The organism is Lysobacter sp. Root667 (genome assembly GCF_001427715.1).
In the GTDB taxonomy this organism is placed as follows: domain Bacteria; phylum Pseudomonadota; class Gammaproteobacteria; order Xanthomonadales; family Xanthomonadaceae; genus Lysobacter.
Genome location: NZ_LMHF01000009.1, coordinates 453,533 through 471,503, shown reverse-complemented (window position 1 = coordinate 471,503; position 17,971 = coordinate 453,533). Strand labels below are relative to the sequence as shown.

Annotated in this window: 14 protein-coding genes; 10 read left to right on the top strand and 4 right to left on the bottom strand. The window is 66.9% G+C overall.

Going from position 1 to position 17,971, the window contains the following annotated elements; translation table 11 throughout:
• Positions 1 to 117: 117 nt before the first annotated feature.
• From ASD78_RS05780 to ASD78_RS05770, 3 genes are all read left to right on the top strand, one after another.
• On the top strand, positions 118 to 1,722 hold the full coding sequence (locus tag ASD78_RS05780; protein WP_055904043.1) for a peptide chain release factor 3: 1,605 nt from the start codon (positions 118 to 120) through the stop codon (positions 1,720 to 1,722).
• Positions 1,722 to 2,210 carry a hypothetical protein gene (locus ASD78_RS05775; protein WP_056099045.1) on the top strand — a complete coding sequence of 163 codons (489 nt, stop codon included), beginning with the start codon at positions 1,722 to 1,724 and terminating at the stop codon, positions 2,208 to 2,210. The genes ASD78_RS05780 and ASD78_RS05775 overlap by 1 nt, the downstream gene beginning before the upstream one ends.
• 123 nt (positions 2,211 to 2,333) lie before the next feature.
• Positions 2,334 to 2,579 (top strand): hypothetical protein, encoded by a 246-nt coding sequence (locus tag ASD78_RS05770; RefSeq protein ID WP_055903504.1) that lies wholly within the window; start codon positions 2,334 to 2,336, stop codon positions 2,577 to 2,579.
• A gap of 70 nt (positions 2,580 to 2,649) precedes the next feature.
• Here the strand turns inward: ASD78_RS05770 and ASD78_RS05765 are convergent, their stop codons facing one another.
• Positions 2,650 to 3,273: a sulfotransferase family 2 domain-containing protein gene (locus tag ASD78_RS05765; RefSeq protein ID WP_055903507.1), complete on the bottom strand. Its 624-nt coding sequence runs from the start codon at positions 3,271 to 3,273 to the stop codon at positions 2,650 to 2,652.
• A gap of 94 nt (positions 3,274 to 3,367) precedes the next feature.
• Here ASD78_RS05765 and ASD78_RS05760 point away from each other — a divergent pair, with 94 nt between their 5' ends.
• On the top strand, positions 3,368 to 4,018 hold the full coding sequence (locus tag ASD78_RS05760) for a hemolysin III family protein (protein WP_056099042.1): 651 nt from the start codon (positions 3,368 to 3,370) through the stop codon (positions 4,016 to 4,018).
• A gap of 167 nt (positions 4,019 to 4,185) precedes the next feature.
• Positions 4,186 to 6,189, top strand: coding sequence for an AsmA family protein (locus tag ASD78_RS05755; protein WP_082575447.1), 2,004 nt, complete (start codon positions 4,186 to 4,188; stop codon positions 6,187 to 6,189).
• A 67-nt stretch (positions 6,190 to 6,256) separates the two neighbouring features.
• On the opposite strand, the gene ASD78_RS05750 is transcribed toward ASD78_RS05755, so the two are convergent.
• The 3 genes from ASD78_RS05750 to mtgA all read right to left on the bottom strand — a co-directional run bounded on the left by ASD78_RS05750 (position 6,257) and on the right by mtgA (position 8,505).
• The gene (locus tag ASD78_RS05750; RefSeq protein ID WP_055903513.1) at positions 6,257 to 6,685 is read right to left on the bottom strand and encodes a CBS domain-containing protein; all 429 of its coding nucleotides are present in this window, start codon (positions 6,683 to 6,685) and stop codon (positions 6,257 to 6,259) included.
• Positions 6,645 to 7,685, bottom strand: coding sequence for a glycosyltransferase family 2 protein (locus ASD78_RS05745; protein WP_055903516.1), 1,041 nt, complete (start codon positions 7,683 to 7,685; stop codon positions 6,645 to 6,647). Before ASD78_RS05745 ends, ASD78_RS05750 begins: the two co-directional genes overlap by 41 nt.
• Before the next feature lie 85 nt (positions 7,686 to 7,770).
• Positions 7,771 to 8,505: a monofunctional biosynthetic peptidoglycan transglycosylase gene (mtgA, locus tag ASD78_RS05740; RefSeq protein ID WP_235565821.1), complete on the bottom strand. Its 735-nt coding sequence runs from the start codon at positions 8,503 to 8,505 to the stop codon at positions 7,771 to 7,773.
• A gap of 117 nt (positions 8,506 to 8,622) precedes the next feature.
• Here mtgA and ASD78_RS05735 point away from each other — a divergent pair, with 117 nt between their 5' ends.
• The 5 genes from ASD78_RS05735 to ASD78_RS05715 all read left to right on the top strand — a co-directional run bounded on the left by ASD78_RS05735 (position 8,623) and on the right by ASD78_RS05715 (position 17,970).
• Entirely contained in the window at positions 8,623 to 9,570 is a 948-nt protein-coding gene (locus ASD78_RS05735; RefSeq protein ID WP_056099040.1) for an Hsp33 family molecular chaperone HslO, read from the top strand.
• Between the two features lie 142 nt (positions 9,571 to 9,712).
• Positions 9,713 to 10,531, top strand: a complete 819-nt coding sequence (locus ASD78_RS05730) for a hypothetical protein (RefSeq protein ID WP_056099874.1) — start codon at positions 9,713 to 9,715, stop codon at positions 10,529 to 10,531.
• Positions 10,532 to 11,074: 543 nt separating this feature from the next.
• Complete coding sequence (locus ASD78_RS05725; protein ID WP_055903525.1) at positions 11,075 to 13,951, top strand: TonB-dependent receptor; 2,877 nt, start codon at positions 11,075 to 11,077, stop codon at positions 13,949 to 13,951.
• 223 nt (positions 13,952 to 14,174) lie between these two features.
• The gene (locus tag ASD78_RS05720) at positions 14,175 to 17,168 is read left to right on the top strand and encodes a TonB-dependent receptor (RefSeq protein WP_056099037.1); all 2,994 of its coding nucleotides are present in this window, start codon (positions 14,175 to 14,177) and stop codon (positions 17,166 to 17,168) included.
• A 142-nt stretch (positions 17,169 to 17,310) separates the two neighbouring features.
• Positions 17,311 to 17,970: a putative 2OG-Fe(II) oxygenase gene (locus tag ASD78_RS05715; protein ID WP_055903531.1), complete on the top strand. Its 660-nt coding sequence runs from the start codon at positions 17,311 to 17,313 to the stop codon at positions 17,968 to 17,970.
• Position 17,971: the final 1 nt, after the last annotated feature.

Below are 17,971 nucleotides of genomic sequence, written 5' to 3'. Positions count from 1 at the left end.
CCCGCGGGCCAGCTTCCCCCGCGGGCGGGGGAAGGCAGTCGGTATAGGGCTTTTCCAGGCGGCTATAATCGCCGGCCTACTCCTTACCTTCCGGCGCGCCCGGTGCGCGCCGTCGCCATGTCCGACGTTTCCCTAGAAGCCCTCCGCCGCCGCACCTTCGCGATCATTTCGCACCCCGACGCCGGCAAGACCACCCTGACCGAGAAGCTGCTGCTGTTCGGCGGCGCGATCCAGATGGCCGGCTCGGTCAAGGGCCGCAAGGCCGCGCGCCATGCGACCTCGGACTGGATGGCGCTGGAAAAAGAGCGCGGCATCTCGGTGACCTCGTCGGTGATGCAGTTCCCGTACGAAGGCCGCATCGTCAACCTGCTCGACACCCCCGGCCACGCCGACTTCGGCGAGGACACCTACCGCGTGCTGACCGCGGTCGACTCGGCGCTGATGGTGATCGACGTCGCCAAGGGCGTCGAGGAACGCACGATCAAGCTGATGGAGGTCTGCCGCCTGCGCGACACGCCGATCATGACCTTCATCAACAAACTCGACCGCGAGGGCAAGAACCCGATCGACCTGCTGGATGAAGTGGAATCGGTGCTGGGCATCCAGTGCGCGCCGATCACCTGGCCGATCGGCATGGGCCAGCGCCTCAAGGGCGTGGTGCATCTGCTTACCGGCGAAGTGCATCTGTTCGAACAGGGCCGCAACTTCACCCGCCAGGATTCGACTATTTTCGCCTCGATCGACGACCCGGCGCTGGAGGCGCGCATCGGCGCGGACGCGCTGCGCGAAGTGCGCGACGAGCTCGAACTCGTGCAGGGCGCATCGCACCCGTTCGACAAGCAGGCCTATCTTGCCGGCAAGCAGACGCCGGTGTCGTTCGGCTCGGCGGTCAACAACTTCGGCGTGCAGCTGCTGCTGGATTTCTTCGTCGAGCACGCACCGCCGCCGAAGCCGCGCGAGACCACCGGCCGCGAAGTCGCGGCGACGGAAAACAAGCTCACCGGTTTCGTGTTCAAGATCCAGGCGAACATGGATCCGCAGCACCGCGACCGCGTGGCGTTCATGCGCATCTGCTCTGGCAAGTTCAGTGCCGGCATGAAGGCTTTCCAGGTGCGCACCGGCAAGGAAGTGAAGCTGGCCAATGCGCTGACGTTCATGGCTTCCGACCGCGAGATCGCCGAAACCGCCTACTCCGGCGACGTCATCGGCATCCACAACCACGGCACGATTTCGATCGGCGACAGTTTCACCGAGGGCGAGGCGCTGTCGTTCACCGGCATCCCGAACTTCGCGCCGGAGCTGTTCCGGCGCGCGCGCCTGCGCGACCCGCTCAAGCTCAAGCAGTTGCAGAAGGGTCTGGCCCAGCTGTCCGAAGAGGGCGCGACCCAGTTCTTCCGGCCGCTGATGAGCAACGACCTGATCCTGGGTGCGGTGGGCGTGCTGCAGTTCGACGTGGTCGCCTATCGGCTCAAGGACGAGTACAGCGTCGACGCCAGCTTCGAGCAGGTCAGCGTCGCCACCGCGCGCTGGATCCGCTGCAGCGACGCCAAGAAGCTGGAAGAGTTCCGCGACAAGAACGCGATGAACCTCGCCCTCGACGCCGCCGGCGAACTGGTCTACCTGGCCCCGACCCGGGTCAACCTGCAACTGGCGCAGGAGCGCGCGCCGGGCGTGCAGTTCCTGGCCACGCGCGAGCATGCGCACGCGGTGGCCGTCGACTGATGTCGCGGCTGCGGCAGTGGTGGCTCTACTTGTTGAGCAAGCGCAGCGAAGTCGCCGCGCTCGACTACAAGGACGCCTACATGGCCAAGGTGATCATGGACATCCACCGCCTGCGCAGCGACAAGGCGCAGGCGATGGTGCCGCTGCACGCCCTGCACCCGATCCACCGCATCGACCGCGAATCCGCGCAGCAGGCCACCCGGGCCCGCGCCCAGGCCCTGGCGGCGCGGCGCGAGGAACTGCTCGCCCACGGCCGCCTCGACCTGGCCGCCCTGACCGAGATCATCCCCTCGGTCTCGCAGATCAAGGTCGTCCAGGACGGCGAGCGCTGGCTCGCGTTCGAGGGCAACGGCCGGCTCTATGCCATGCGCGAGGCCTTCGGCGCGGACTGCGCCCTGGCGGTCGAGGTCGAGGAATACCGCTTCGGGCGGCCGCACAAGATCCAGCGCCGGCTGCGGCGGGTGCGCCGGCTCAACGAGCTGGAATGAAACGCTGGGCGCGAAGTCCCGCCCCGCCGCGCAAATTACGCACCCCATCACAAATCTGAATAGATCGGCTAGGATCTTGCCACCGCGGCAGGGGGCCGCGGTATCAACCGCAAGGGGAGCTCTATGTATCTATTGGGTTTGATTTTGAGCGTGGTCGGCGGGCTGTGGATCGTCGTCAACGCGTTCCGTGAAAGCTTGCTGTGGGGGCTGGGTTCGCTGTTGATCCCGTTGGTCGCGTTGATCTTCGCGATCATGAACTTCTCCGCGAACAAGATCCCGCTGCTGATCTGCGTGATCGGCGCCGTGCTGACGGTCATGGGCATGCCGTCGATGTCGGAGATCGCCGCTGGCGCGCAGCCGGCGGCGTGAAGCGGCACCGTCCGGCGCGCTGGCCGCGCCGGACGTCTTGATTCCATCCGCGCCGGAACCCGGCGACCGCTCAGAACTCGTAGCCGAACAGTTCCAGGTCGCGCCGGTACAGCGCGGACACGCCGTCGATCAGTTCTGGATCGTAGTAGTCGCGATAGTGTCCGCGGCGCGAGCTGTTGATCACGCCCAGTTCGGTGGTGGGCAGCCCCAGGCGCGCGCAGATCGCGTCGTACGAGCCCTGCATGTCCTCGACCCGGCCGACCGTGTCGGCCAGCATTTCGCCGTCGGCGCCGGTGACGAAGCTGTGCTGCGGCACGAACAGGATGTGCTGCATCGGCCGCGCCTCGAACAGAATGTGCCGCATCACCCCTTTGGGATTGCGCGAGAACGCGTCGTTGGCGCGGGTCATGAACGCGCAGTAGGACACGAAGCGGTCGTAGGGATTGCGCACGAAGGCGAACTTCAGATAACCGCCGAACGCGTCCTCGCCGAGGAACGGCCGCACCTGCTGCAGGCTGATGTGGCCGTGGGTGATCGCGGCCAGTTCCTCGAACGGGAAGCGCTTGTTCACGAACAGCGCGACCTGCTCCAGATCGTCGGCGCTCATATGCGCGCGCAGGGCCTGGCGCACCGAGTGGGTGCCGGTTTTGGGGATCGCGGCGAAGACGAAACGGTGCTGGTGGGAAATGATCATGCGCGTGGTCGCGGAGCGGTACGCCGATCATAGGCAATCCGGCGCCGGCGTCACACTGAGTAATTGCTCCAGTCCGCGCTAGGATGCTGGTCGTATGCCCACCGCCCACGCCCACCACGGCTCGGTCCGCGAGGAGATCGCCAACGCGCTCACCCACGGCCTGGGCGCGACCGCCGCGCTCGCCGGCGGCGCGGTCCTGATCACCCTCGCGGCGCTGTACGGCAGCACCTGGCAATTGGCCGGCGCGATCGTGTTCGGCGTCAGCCTGCTGCTGCTGTACGTCGCCTCGACCCTGTACCACGCGATCCAGCACCCGACCGCCAAGGCGCGGTTGAAGGTGTTCGACCACTGCGCGATCTACCTGCTGATCGCCGGCACCTACACCCCGTTCACCCTGGTCCTGCGCGGCCCTTGGGGCTGGGGCTTGTTCACCGCGATCTGGTTGCTGGCCTTCGCCGGAATCGTGTTCAAGCTGTTCTACACCGGCCGCTTCAAGTTGCTGTCGACCGCGATCTACATCGCGATGGGTTGGCTGGTGATCGTGGCGATCAAGCCGCTGATCGGCGCGCTCGACGCCTGGACCCTGGGCTGGCTGCTCGCCGGCGGCCTGAGCTACACGCTGGGCACCGTGTTCTACCACCGGCCCGCGCTGCCTTACTCGCATGCGATCTGGCATATGTTCGTGATCGGCGGCAGCGTCTGCCACTACGTCGCGGTCATGGCGCAGGTGATTCCCACGCGCTGAGCCGACGCCGCGCTCATCTGCCTGAACCCCGCGCAACACGTTCACCTGCGCTTGACCGCCGACTGCGGATCGTGGGGCATCCGCATCAGGAAGGCGGCGGCGCGCGAACGACGGCGCCGACTCCGGACGGCACCGAGTCCGGACCGCTCCGGAACCGCCCCACACGCATGAGCGCCAACGACCCCCACGCCGGCCGGGGCGACACCCGACCCGACATCGCCGCACATCCGAGCCCTGCGCAGCGCGCGGCGATCGCGCTGCGGCGGCATCCCTGGTGCAGCGCCGCCGCGCTGATCCTGCTGGCCATCGCGCTCCTGGTGGCGCTGTGGGACTGGAACTGGCTGCGCGGCCCGATCGAGCGCCAGGTGCAGGCTCGCACCGGCCGCGATTTCGACATCGCCGGCGATCTCGACGTCGACCTGGGCTGGACCCCGACCATCCGCGCCGACGCGCTGCGCTTCGGCAATGCCGCGTGGTCGCAGCGACCGACCATGGCGGCCGCCGACCGCCTGCAGTTCAAAGTCGAACTGTTGCCGCTGCTGCGCGGCGAAGTGCGTATCCCCGAACTGCGCCTGAGCCGCCCGCGCCTGTATCTGGAAAACGATGCCAAGCAGGGCGGAAATTGGGTGTTCGGCGAATCCGGCGGCGATGCCCTGCAGTTGCGCCGGATCTGGATCGACCGCGGCGAGTTGAGCTTCCTCGACCCGTCCAGCCGCAGCGACATGCGCTTCGAGATCGCCAGCCAGGCAGCGCGCGCGGGCGACGACGCCGCGCCGATCGCCGCGCGCGGCAGCGGGCGCTGGAAAGGCAACCGTTTCACTCTGCAGGGACGCGCCGAATCGCCGTTGGAACTGCGCGATCGCGAACGCCCGTACCAGGTCGACGTGCGCGCCAGCGCCGGCGCGACTCACGCGCATGCGCGCGGCACATTGCTCGATCCGTTGCGGCTGCGCGACTTCGACCTGCGCCTGGCCTTGTCGGGTCAGGACATGGCCGATCTGTATCCGCTGATCGGCGTGGCCACCCCGCCGACCCCGCCCTATGCGCTCGACGGCCGCTTGCGCCGCGATATCGCCGGCACCCACACCACCTGGCACTACGACGGTTTCACCGGCAAGGTCGGCGACAGCGACCTGTCCGGCCGCGCCAGCGTCGAGACCGGCGGCGCCCGCCCCCATCTGCGCGCCGACCTGCACTCGCGCCGGCTCGATTTCGACGACCTGTCCGGCTTCGTCGGCGCCGCGCCGCAAACCGGCGGCGGCGAATCCAGCAATGCCGAACTCGCAGCGCAAGCCGCGCGCGAACGCGCCAGCGCGCGCGTGCTGCCCGACAAGCCCTACCGCCTGGACAAGCTGCGCGCGATGGACGCCGACGTGCGCTGGAAGGCGCAGCGCATCAACGCCCCGGGTTGGCCGATCGACGACATGGACGCGAACCTGCTGCTGGAAGGCGGAGTCCTGCGGCTGCAGCCGCTGGATTTCGGCGTCGCCGACGGCCGCATCCGCTCGACCGTGCACATGGACGCGCGCCGTCCGACCATCGCGACCCGCGCCGAGATCGAAGCGCGCGGCCTGACCCTGGCCAAGCTGATGCCGACGGTGGAACTGGCGCGCGACGCGATCGGCAAGGTCGGCGGCCGGGTCGTGCTCGACGGCGAAGGCAATTCGATCGCCGCCATGCTCGGCAGCAGCGACGGCGACGTCGCGATCGGCATGGGTCCGGGACGGATCAGCAACCTGCTGATGGAATACACCGGCATCGACATCGCCGAGATCGTCAAATTCAAGCTCAGCCACGACCGCCAGATCCCGATCCGCTGCGCGTTCGGCGACTTCGACGTGCGCGACGGCCTGATGCACAGCCATGCGCTCGCGTTCGACACCAGCGACACCATCCTGATCGGCGAAGGCGATATCAATCTGCGCGACGAAACCCTGGACCTGACCGTCCGCGCGCGGCCGAAAGACCGAAGCCTGCTGGCGCTGCGCTCGCCGTTGAAGGTCAGCGGCACGTTCAAGCATCCCAGCGCCAAGCCCGACTACGCTCGCGTGGGGCTGCGCGGCGCGGTGGCCCTGACGCTGGCCACGATCGCTCCGCCGGCGGCCCTGCTGGCGACGATAGAATGGGGACCGGGCAAGGACGCGGCCTGCGGCGGCCATTACGCACGCTAATCGGCGCCGCTGGATGCGGGTCGGTCCGGCGCGGATCGCTCAGCCAGCAACGCTCAGCTGGCGATGCTCAACTGGCGATGTAGCGCTGCAACTGGTCGAGTTCGAGCTGCTGGTCCTCGATCACCGCCTTGACCAGGTCGCCGATCGAAACCACGCCCACCACCTGCCCGCCCTGCACCACCGGCAGATGGCGGATGCGGCGGTCGGTGACGATCTGCATGCAGCGCTCGGCGCTGTCGTCCAGGCCGACGCTGAGCACTTCGACGGTCATGATGTCGCGCACCGGCGTGTCCGCCGATGAGCGGCCCTGCAGCACGATCTTGCGCGCGTAATCGCGCTCGGACAGGATCCCGGCCAATCGCGGGCCTTCCATTACCAATACCGCGCCGATGCGCTTTTCGGCCATCAGCCGGATCGCGTCGATGACCGGCGCGTCCGGACCGATCGCGAACACTTCAGACGCTTTCGCTTCGAGCAGTTGCCGTACGGTACGCATGGCCTTCTCCTTCCGCGATCTGGGACGGGGGCAGCGAGCCCTGACCCGAGGATACTCCTGCCGCCGGCCACCAGGTGTCTACGAGGTAGAGCGGCCGCTGCTTGGATTCTTCGTACAAGCGACCCAGGTATTCGCCTATCAGGCCCAGCGCGATCAGTTGCACGCCGCCCAGGAACAGGATTACCGCCATCATGGTCGGCCAACCGGCGACCGGGTCGCCCCACAGCAGCGCCTTGGCCACGACCCAGACGCCGAAGCCGAACGCGAACAGCGCGGTCGCCAGACCCAGGTAGGTCGCCAGCCGCAGCGGCGCGGTCGAGAAACTGGTGATGCCTTCCAGCGCAAGGTTCCACAGCCGCCAGAAATTGAACTTGCTGGCGCCGGCCACGCGCGCCTCGCGGTGATAGGGCAGCGCGACCCGGTTGTAGCCGACCCAGCCGAACAGGCCCTTCATGAAACGGTGACGTTCGCGCAGCTGGTGCAGGCCGGCCAGGGCGCGTTCCGACAGCAGGCGGAAGTCGCCGGTGTCGGCCGGGATCGGGGTCTTGGACAGCCGCCCGATCACCCGATAGAAGGCATGCGCGGTGGTGCGCTTGATCCAGCCCTCGCCTTCGCGTTCGATGCGGGTGCCGTAGACGTCGTCGTAGCCTTCGCGCCATTTGACGATGAAGGCCGGGATCAGTTCCGGCGGATCCTGGCCGTCGGCGTCCAGGATCAGGGCGGCGCCGCGCTCGACCCGGTCCAGGCCGGCGGTCAGCGCCAGCTCCTTGCCGAAGTTGCGCGACAAGCGCAGCAGCGCGACCCGCGGATCGGCGGCGGCGATACCTTCCAGCACCGTCCAGGTGCCGTCGCGGCTGCCGTCGTCGACGTAGAGCACGCGGCCCTCGACGCCGTCGGCGGCGACCGCATCCAACGCCGCGGCGATGCGCGGCTGCAGCAGCGGCAGGCTGTCGGCCTCGTTGTAGGCGGCGACGACGACGGTGAGCAGATCGCGATTCATGCGCTCAATCATAGCCGCCGGGCGCGACGGCGGTGTGCGCAGGCTTGGCCGGAATCGCGCCGCGGCCCAGCCCCCGCGGGCGCGCTCAGTCGATCTGCTTGAGGTAGCCGTTGCCGCCGATGTAGCGCATCTGGCGCTGGATCGCGTTGGCGCGGCGCTGCACGTAAGGACCGGGGCGGGCGATGCTGTAGCGCCTGGGGTTGGGCAGTACCGCGGCCATGCGCGCGGCTTCGGCCGGGCTCAGGCGCGAGGCGTCCTTGCGGTAATAGGTGCGGGCGGCGGCCTGGGCGCCGTACACGCCGTCGCCGAACTCGGCGATGTTGGCGTAGACCTCGATGATGCGGTGCTTGGGCCACATCAGCTCGATCAGTAGGGTGTACCAAGCCTCGATGCCCTTGCGCACCCAGCTGCGGCCGCTCCACAGGAACAGGTTCTTCGCGGTCTGCTGGCTGATGGTGCTGCCGCCGCGGACCTTGCGGCCGCGCGCGTTGCTCTTGCGCGCCTTCTCGATGGCCTTGAGATCGAAGCCGAAGTGCTCGGCGAAGTTCTGGTCCTCCGAGGCGACCAGCGCGACCGGCACGTTGGACGAGATCTCGTCCAGGTCGCGCCAGTCGTAGGCGACGCGGAAGCCGAAATCGCCGCTGCCCCAGGCCTCGAACTGGCGCGCGACCATGAAGGCGCTGAGCGGCGGATCGATGAAGCGCAGCACCGCGACCTGCAGGATCGAGGCGGCCAGGAACAGGAAGGGCAGCGCCAGCAGCCAGCGCAGCCAACGGCGTCGGCGGCGGGGCGCCGCCGCTGCGGGGACGGACTCGTTCACGACTTGCACTGCCTGCACTCCATCCCCATCTAGCCCGGTCTCCCCTTTCACGCGGTCGCCCGCATTATCCGTGATCGGATAAGAATGCAGCACGCACCGCGCCGCACGAGTCCCGCAATGAACGACGCCACCCCCGCCCCCACCGATGCCGCCCGCGACGACCGCGACCGCCTGACCCGGTTCCTGATCGAAGGCGCCGGCGTGCGCGGCGTGCGCGTGCACCTGGACCAGACCTGGCGCCAGATCCGCGAACGCGCCGAGTATCCGCCCGCGGCGGCCGAGCTGCTGGGCGAGGCCGCGGCCGCGGCGGCGCTGTTCACCGGCCATGCCAAGGTCGAGGGCCGGCTGTCCGTGCAACTGCGCGGCGAGGGCGCCCTGCGCACCCTGTTCGCCGAATGCACCGCGGCCGGCACCCTGCGCGGCATCGCCCAGCTGGCCGAGGAAGGCGGCGAGGTCTCGCGCGACCTGCGCCAGCTCGGCCCGGACGCGGTCCTGGCGATCACCATCGAGAACCCGCCGGTCGGCAGCCGCGCCGGCGACGACCGCGACCCGGCCCGCTACCAGGGCCTGGTGGCGCTGGACTCGGATTCGCTCAGCGGCGCCTTCGAGGACTATTTCCGCCAGTCCGAACAGCTGCCGACCCGGCTGCTGCTGGTCGCCGACGAGCGCCAGGCCGCCGGCCTGATGCTGCAGAAGCTGCCCGGCGACGGCGGCGACGAGGACGGCTGGGCCCGGGTCGGGGCCCTGTTCGACACCCTCCGGCCCGGCGAACTGCTGGATTGGGATACCGCCACCCTGTTGACCCGCCTGTTCCACGAGGACGGGATCCAGCTGCTGGGCGGCAAGGCCCTGAGCTTCGCCTGCTCCTGTTCGCGCGAACGGGTCGAGGCCATGCTGGTCTCGCTGGGCCAGGAGGAGGCCGAGGCGGCGGCCGCCGCGGCCGATGGCGAGGCCCATATCCGTTGCGAGTTCTGTGGCCAGAGCTATCGTTTCGGCGCCGAGCAGATCGGCCGCCTGTTCGCGGTCGCGGCCGCCGAAGTGGCAGGCCCGGACCGCCTGCAATAGGGCCTTCACACCGTCGTCTCGGTTTGTTAAATAAACATAAACCGTCTATAGTCTTCATCCAGGTTCTAGGGGAACTTGACCGGCCCAACCCGGTCGTATCGTCACCATGCTCACGCGCTCGCTACGCCTGTCGTTTGCCTTGATGCTCGCCTTCGGCGCGGCGTCCGGCGCGCATGCGCAGTCGTCCAAGCGCGGCGACACGACGTATCTGCCGGTCTGGAACCAGTCCAACGGCAAGGTCGAATACCTGCTGCAACTCGAACCCACCAACGCCCCGGTCGCCGGCGCGCGCTGGCGTGTCGGCAGCAATTCGCTCGATGCCGCATTCGGCCTCGATGCGGGCGACACCCTGGGGCTGGTCTGCGATCGCAAGACCGGCCTCGCCGGCGCGATCGGCAACCTCGCCAATCACTGCATGCTCGCCGCGCTCGATGAAGACGACCGCGGCGGTGCGCGTCAGGTGTCCGCGGGTGCGGCATTGAGCCGCCCCGGCGGCAAGATCGGGCTCACCGTCGGCACCGGCAAGGACAACTTGCCCGCCTGGCTGAGTCCGAACGGCCGCAACAGCAAACTCGACCAGCACACCCTGACCGTCTACGGCCAGAAGAACATCGGCCGCGAGGCCACGGTGTCGATCGGCGGCACCTGGGCGCGTGCGCGCCTGATTCCCGCCGGCGAAATGCCGACCATCGCCGACCGCTGGAACAGCAAGAGCCTCACCATCGGCGCCGGCTACGGCAACTTCGGCGCCAACATCGTCGGCCGCGTGGTCGACACCCCCGGCCAGCCGGGTCAGTGGGAAGGCCTGGGCGTCGGCCTGACCTGGCGCACCCCGTGGAGCGGACAGCTCTCGGTCGGCGCCGAGAACGTGATCACCCGCGGCAAGAACCCGTTCGCGCCGGGCAACAGCGACAAGGACGAAGGCACCGTGCCCTACGTCCGCTACGAGCAGGACCTCTAAGCAGGCTCCTCGCCGGCACCGCGATCGCGGTGCCTCTCCATTCCGTTTCGCAGCTTCCGGGCATCTTGGTGCCGCGTTGAACGTGCCTCGTCAGTCACGATCGGCATGCTCATTCGCGCAGTCGACCCAGCCCCCTGAACGCAGGCGACGCCCTCGGCCGCGCACGACCGACGACGTGCCGTAGTTCCGCGACCGGCAAGCCGGACAGGGCTCCGTCGCCGATGCGCCAGTTCGGTTCCGCGTCTCGTTTCTTGCCCTGCCCGACGCCCACGCGGCGCAATTCCATAGGGCGCCCAACCATTTCGATCGGGGTTAAAACTTCAATACGTTTGCGTACTTAGGCGGCTGAATGCGGCATAGGGCCGCTCGTGGGCAACGCTAGCTGAATGAAGTGAAGAATTTGTCAAAACTCGACATTTAACGACACTTTAATTTTTGCCATCTCATCGGTACGATCCAGCGCACCTTGCTGGAATTGGCGTCTTACTTGACTCCGCCGGCTTGGTCCCATGGGTACCACCATTCCGATTTCTGGAGAGAGAGATGACCTTTAAGACCACCCAGCTCCGCGACGCGATTACCTTCGCGCTCGCCGTGGGCGCCACTGCCGCCGCCGGCACGGGTGTGGCCTTTGCGCAAGAAGAGAGCAAAGATCCCACCACCCTCGATCGCATCGAAGTAACCGGTTCGCGCATCAAGCGCGCCGACATCGAAACCTCGCAGCCGATCTTCTCGCTCAGCCGCGAAGACATCAGCGCCCAGGGCCTGACCTCGGTCGGCGACGTGATCCAGAACATCACGTCCAACGGCTCGACGCTGAACAGCACGTACAACAACGGCGGCAACGGCGAAACCCGCGTCAACCTGCGCAACGTTGGCTCGAACCGCACCCTGGTGCTGGTCAACGGCCGTCGTTGGGTCGGTGGCACCGGTCTCGGTGGCGCGGTCGACCTCAACACGATCCCGACCGCAGCCGTCGAGCGCATCGAAGTCCTGAAGGACGGCGCCTCGACCATCTACGGTTCCGACGCCATCGCCGGCGTGGTCAACGTGATCCTGCGCCGCAACTTCGAAGGCGCCGAAGCCAACGCCTATATCGGCGCGTTCGACAAGGGCGACGGCGAGCGTCAGTCCTACGACTTCACCATCGGCACCTCGTCCGACCGCTGGAGCGCAATGCTCGGCGTCGGTTACGTGAAGGAAGAGCCGGTCAGTGCAGGCGATCGCAAGATCTCGGCGGTGCCGAACTTTGGCGCCAGCGCCGGCTTCGGCAACAGCAGCACCACGCCTCAGGGCCGCATGCAGCTGCGCGGCACCTCGCGCTTCTTCGTGCCGACGCCGACCTCGGGCACTCCGACCAGCACGCGCACCTACGACCCTGCATCCGACGCCTACAACTTTGCGCCGGACAACTATCTGATCACGCCGCAGGAGCGCAAGTCGTTGTTCGCGTCGGGCACCCTCGACATCACCGACAACGTCCGCTTCAAGATCACCACGACGTACAACGAGCGCGTGTCGGAGCAGTTGCTCGCCGCCAGCCCGATCAACCTCGGCACGATCGCGCCGGGCACGAACGGCGCCAACATCTTCATCTCGTCGCAGAGCATCTACAATCCTTACGGCGCCGACGTCACCAGCATTCAGTACCGTCCGACGGAACTGGGTGGCCGTAGCTTCAATCAGGAAGTCAGCACCTACGCCTTCGACGGCGCGTTTGAAGGCAACTTCGATCTCGGTGAGCGCACTTTCGATTGGGAAGCCGGCTATTTCTACGGCGAGAACAAGCGCTACGACACGACCTTTGGCCTGTACAACATCAGCGCGCTGCGCAATGCGCTGGGCCCGTCGTTCCGCGACGCCCAGGGCGTGGCCCGTTGCGGTACCCCGACCGCGGTCATCTCCGGTTGCGTGCCGCTGAACCTGCTCAGCGGCGGTGGCGGCTTCACCCCGGAAATGGCGTCCTACTCCGGCTTCGTGGCTCACGACAACCGTGGCTACAAGCAGAAGACCTACTACGCCAACGTCGGCGGCGACCTGTTCGACCTGCCGGGCGGCCCGCTGGCCTTCTCGTTCGGCATGGAACACCGCAGCGAAAGCGGCTTCGACCAGCCCGACGCGATCGTCAACACCGGCGACACCACCGGCAACTCGCGTAAGGCGACCGCCGGCGGCTACTCGCTGGACGAGGCCTACCTCGAACTGGCCGTGCCGGTCCTGGCCGACGTGCCGTTCGCCAAGCTGCTCGACTTCTCGCTGGCGACCCGCTACTCGGACTACAGCAACTTCGGCGACACGCTGAACAGCAAGTTCGGTTTCCGCTGGAAGCCGATCGACGACCTGATGATCCGCGGCAACTGGTCGGAAGGCTTCCGCGCTCCGTCGATTGCAGAGCTGTTCACCGGCGTCTCCGACACCTTCCAGAACGTCACCGATCCGTGCCGCGGCTTCCTCGGCTCGAACGCACCGGGTAATGCGAATCCGGATCGTCCTGCTTCGTGCGCCAGCATTCCGGCATACGTCCAGGCCAACAACCAGATCCGTACCACCACCGGCGGCAACACGCAGCTCGGCCCGGAGAACTCCACCTCCAAGACCTTGGGCTTCGTGTACAGCCCGAGCTGGGCGGAAGGTCTGGACATCTCGCTGGACTGGTGGGAGATCAAGATCGAGAACGCGATCTTCACCCAGACCGCGCAGGCGATCCTGGACAACTGCTACCGCAACGGCACGGCCAGCGCTTGCGCGCTGATCAGCCGCGCGGCTGACGGCCAGATCTCCGGCCTGCAGGCGACCCCGGCCAACGTCGGCACGATCTTCAACGAAGGCTACGACCTGACCGTCGGCTACAAGTTGCCGGAAACCTCGTGGGGCAAGTTCCGCTTCGTGTGGGATACGACCTACTTGGCCAAGTCGACCACCGACGTCAACGGCGACGGCGTCGTCTCCGAAGACCCGGTGACTGGCGAGGGCGGCGACACCGTTGGCGAATACTTCAGCCGCAACAACAACTGGCGTATCCGTTCCAACCTGGCCGTCAACTGGGAGAAGGGCGACTTCGGTGCGACCTGGTTCGTGCGCTACTTCTCGGCTCAGGACGAATCGTGCGCCACGATCAATTCGACCCAGTGGGCGAACCTCTGCTCGGATCCGACCCGCTTCACCAACCTCGACGGCAATGACCCGGGTACCGCCCCGGACGGTCCGCGCGCCCGCCCGGAGAACCGCATCGCCGCGACCACGTATCACGACGCCAGCGTCTTCTTCAACGCGCCGTGGAACGCCCGCATCACCGTTGGCGTGAACAACATCTTCGACAAGGATCCGCCGCGCGCTGCGTCGACCTTCGCCAACAGCTTCGACCCGCAGTACGAAATCCCGGGCCGATTCCTGTACTTCCGCTACTCGCAGAAGTTCTGATCGACCCGCTGCAAATGCTGCAAACCGCTACGGCCCCATACGGGGCCGTAGCTTTTTGGGGGCCATCTCACCAACTCGTGCGACCACAGCCCAGTCAGTTAACAACACTTTAATTACTTGGCGGACGCAGCTAGTATCGGCCGCAGCCTTGCCGATTTAGGCCATTCATTTTGCGCCACCCGGCAGGCTCCCATGGGACACCAAGACTGACTTGGAGAGAGAGATGACCTTGAAGACCACCCAGCTCCGCGACGCGATTACCTTCGCGCTCGCCGTGGGCGCCACCGCAGCGGCGGGCACCGGCGTAGCCTTTGCCCAGGAAACCGAAAAGGAAGCCACTACCCTCGATCGCATCGAGGTGACCGGCTCGCGCATCAAGCGCACCGACATCGAAACCTCGCAGCCGGTGTTCTCGCTGAGCCGCGACGACATCCAGGCCCAGGGCCTGACCTCGGTCGGCGATGTGATCCAGAACATCACCGCCAACGGCTCCACCCTCAACAGCACCTTCAATAACGGCGGCAACGGCGAAACCCGCGTCAGCCTGCGCAACCTCGGCTCGAACCGCACCCTGGTGCTGGTCAACGGCCGTCGTTGGGTCGGCGGCACCGGCCTCGGTGGCGCGGTCGACCTCAACACCATCCCGACCGCAGCCGTCGAGCGCATTGAAGTCCTGAAGGACGGCGCCTCGACGATCTACGGTTCCGACGCCATCGCCGGCGTCGTCAACGTGATCCTGCGCCAGAACTACGAAGGCGCCGAAGCCAACGCCTACCTCGGTACCTACTCCGACGGCGACGGCTTCCGCGAAGCCTACGACTTCACCGTCGGCGCCGCCTCCGACCGCTGGACCGCCATGTTCGGCGTCGGCTACGTCAAGGAAGAGCCGGTCATGGCCGGCGATCGCAAGATCTCGAAGGAGCCCGTCGCCGGTACCGGCAACGCCTTCGGCAGCTCGACCGTGCCCAACGGCCGCTTCGCCCTCTGCGGCGGCACCTACGATCCGGCCACCGGCACCTGTTCGGTCGGCGAGACCCGTCCCAACGGCACCGCCGGTCAGTTCACCTACAACGACGGCCAGTCGGGCCTGAATTGGCGTAACCGCACCGGCGCGGACATCTACAACTTCGCCCCGGACAACTACCTGCTGACCCCGCAGGAGCGCAAGTCGCTGTTCGCGGCCGGTTCGTTGGACATCACCGACAACCTGCGCTTCAAGACCACGCTGACCTACAACAACCGCAAGTCGGAACAGTTGCTGGCGGCGATGCCGATCGTGCTCGGCAGCGGCCCGGGCGCCAACGCCCAGTCCAAGCAGCTCACGATCAGCCCGGACAGCATCTACAACCCCTTCGGCCAGACCGTGTCGCGTATCCAGCGCCGCGCGATCGAAGCCGGCTACCGCACCTTCGAGCAGGACGTCGACACCTTCGCCGCCAACTTCGGTCTCGAAGGCACCCTGAACGTCGGCAGCAAGCCGTTCGACTGGGAAGCGGGCTACTTCTACGGCGAGAACAAGCAGAACAACGTCACCGAAGGCCTGTTCAACGTGCTGGCGCTGCGCAACGCGCTCGGCCCGTCGTTCCGCGATGCCAACGGCGTGGCCCGTTGCGGCACCCCGACCGCGGTCATCACCGGCTGCGTGCCGCTGAACTTGCTCGGCGCCGTCGGCACGATCACCCCGGAAATGCTGGCCTACTCGACCTTCGTCGCCCACGACCAGCTCGGCTACAAGCAGAAGAGCTACTACGCCAACATCGGCGGCGACCTGTTCGATCTGCCGGGCGGCCCGCTGGCCTTCTCGTTCGGCCTCGAGCACCGCAGCGAAAACGGCTTCTCGCAGCCGGACGCGCTGATCGCCTCGGGCAACACCACCGGTAACGCCACGGCTCCGACCGCCGGCGGCTACAGCCTGGACGAGGCCTACCTCGAACTGGCCGTGCCGGTCCTGGCCGACATGCCGTTCGCCAAGCTGCTCGACTTCTCGGTGGCCACCCGCTACTCGGATTACAGCAACGTCGGCGACACGCTCAACAGCAAGTTCGGTTTCCGCTGGAAGCCGATCGACGACCTGATGATCCGCGGCAACTGGTCGGAGGGCTTCCGCGCTCCGTCCATCGGCGAGCTGTTCACCGGTATCGGCGACTCGTTCCCGACCATCGCCGATCCTTGCGCCCTCGCCGGCTTCGGCAACCTGGCGCCCGACGCCCAGGCCCGATGCATCGCGCAGGGCGTCCCGGCCGGCGGTTACGACCAGGGCAACCCGCAGATCCGTATCAACTCGGGCGGCAACCCGAACCTGAAGCCGGAAAGCAGCGAATCGACCACCCTCGGCTTCGTCTACAGCCCGAGCTGGATCGAAGGTTTCGACGTCAGCCTCGATTGGTGGAAGATCGAGATCGACAACGCGCTGACGCTGCCGACCGGTCAGTTCATCGTCGACGAGTGCATCGTCGGTAACGTCCAGTTCTACTGCAACATGTTCACCCGCAACCCGGGTGGCAGCCTCAACCTGACTGCGCAGCCGGGCAACGTTGGCGGCATCACGACCGAAGGCTACGACCTGACCATCGGTTACAAGCTGCCGGAAAACTCGTGGGGCAAGTTCAGCTTCAGCTGGGATACGACCTACCTGGCCAAGTCGGACTTCGACCTGGACGGCGACGGCCGCTTCAACGAGCGCAAGAACGACGTGCCGGCTGTCGGCGCTCCGGTCGCAACCTGGGGCATCGACGAGTCCAACAACGCTCCGGGCCTGTACGCACAGAACTCCAACGCCTGGCGTATCCGCTCCAACCTGGCCATGCGCTGGGAGAAGGGCGACTTCGGCGCGACCTGGAACGTGCGTTACTTCTCGGGCCAGGAAGAGGACTGCCAGACCTTCGTGGACTACGGCTACAGCTTCCTCTGCTCGGATCCGAACCGCTTCACGGCTGAGCCGCAGGACACCAACGGCAACGGCGTTTGGGACGGCACCGGCGCTGGTGGCGATACCCTGGTCTCGGTCCAGCACGCCCGCAACCACATCGGTGCGACCACCTACCACGACGCCAGCGTCTTCTGGAACACGCCGTGGAACTCCAAGGTCACCATCGGCGTGAACAACCTGTTCGACAAGGATCCGCCGCGTTCGGTGTCGGCCTTCGCCAACAGCTTCGACCCGCAGTACGAAGTCCCGGGCCGCTTCATCTACTTCCGCTACGCGCAGAAGTTCTGATCGACCCGCTGTACGCAACACCCGCTACGGCCCCGAAAGGGGCCGTAGTTCTTTGCGGCGCCGGCCGCGCGCCAGCGCCCGGCCCGCCGCGCTACACTCCCGACGCGGCCGCGCGCGCGGCCTCCGATCCCGGAACCGCACCATGCCCTTCGAGCTCTACCCCGCCTTTTCGGTCCCCTTCGCGCAGGACTTCGTGCCCAGTCCCGAGGGTCTCAACGCGCAGCTCAAATCGCTGCTGCTGACCCGCGAGAAACAGGGCGGCTACGCCAACCCGAACCCGTCGCTGAAGCAGCAGCCCGGCGTGTTCGAAAGCGACTTCAACCTGTTCTCGTGGCCGGACGCCTGCGTGCAGCAACTGCGCCAGTTCTGCTGGACCGTCCTGGGCCGCACCATCCAGGAACTCAACGGCTACAGCGTCGAGGAAATGCAGCGCCTGCAGATCTTCTCGCACACCTGGTACCACGTGACCCGCCACGGCGGCTTCACGATTCTGCATACCCACCCGATGGCGTCGTGGTCGGGCGTGTACTGCGTGACCCCGGGCGAGATGCCGGAAGACCGCCCCGAATCGGGCGTACTGCGCTTCCACAACCCGCACCACTACAGCAATTACTTCATGGACGCCGGCAACATGCGTCAGCAGCAGCCCTACCATCACGGCACCTGGAGCATCCGCCTCCAGCCGGGCCAGCTGGTGCTCTTCCCGTCCTGGCTGCAGCACGAAGTCCTGCCCTTCTACGGCAACGACGAGCGCATCACCATCGCCTTCAATTGCTGGTTCGGAATGAAAGACGCCGCCTGAG

Bases quoted from the DNA above. Each gene is read 5' to 3' on its own strand.
- ASD78_RS05780 (WP_055904043.1), top strand. From the start codon at position 118: ATGTCCGACGTTTCCCTAGAAGCCCTCCGCCGCCGCACCTTCGCGATC.
- ASD78_RS05775 (WP_056099045.1), top strand. From the start codon at position 1,722: ATGTCGCGGCTGCGGCAGTGGTGGCTCTACTTGTTGAGCAAGCGCAGC.
- ASD78_RS05770 (WP_055903504.1), top strand. From the start codon at position 2,334: ATGTATCTATTGGGTTTGATTTTGAGCGTGGTCGGCGGGCTGTGGATC.
- ASD78_RS05765 (WP_055903507.1), bottom strand. From the start codon at position 3,273: ATGATCATTTCCCACCAGCACCGTTTCGTCTTCGCCGCGATCCCCAAA.
- ASD78_RS05760 (WP_056099042.1), top strand. From the start codon at position 3,368: ATGCCCACCGCCCACGCCCACCACGGCTCGGTCCGCGAGGAGATCGCC.
- ASD78_RS05755 (WP_082575447.1), top strand. From the start codon at position 4,186: ATGAGCGCCAACGACCCCCACGCCGGCCGGGGCGACACCCGACCCGAC.
- ASD78_RS05750 (WP_055903513.1), bottom strand. From the start codon at position 6,685: ATGCGTACCGTACGGCAACTGCTCGAAGCGAAAGCGTCTGAAGTGTTC.
- ASD78_RS05745 (WP_055903516.1), bottom strand. From the start codon at position 7,685: ATGAATCGCGATCTGCTCACCGTCGTCGTCGCCGCCTACAACGAGGCC.
- ASD78_RS05735 (WP_056099040.1), top strand. From the start codon at position 8,623: ATGAACGACGCCACCCCCGCCCCCACCGATGCCGCCCGCGACGACCGC.
- ASD78_RS05730 (WP_056099874.1), top strand. From the start codon at position 9,713: ATGCTCGCCTTCGGCGCGGCGTCCGGCGCGCATGCGCAGTCGTCCAAG.
- ASD78_RS05725 (WP_055903525.1), top strand. From the start codon at position 11,075: ATGACCTTTAAGACCACCCAGCTCCGCGACGCGATTACCTTCGCGCTC.
- ASD78_RS05720 (WP_056099037.1), top strand. From the start codon at position 14,175: ATGACCTTGAAGACCACCCAGCTCCGCGACGCGATTACCTTCGCGCTC.
- ASD78_RS05715 (WP_055903531.1), top strand. From the start codon at position 17,311: ATGCCCTTCGAGCTCTACCCCGCCTTTTCGGTCCCCTTCGCGCAGGAC.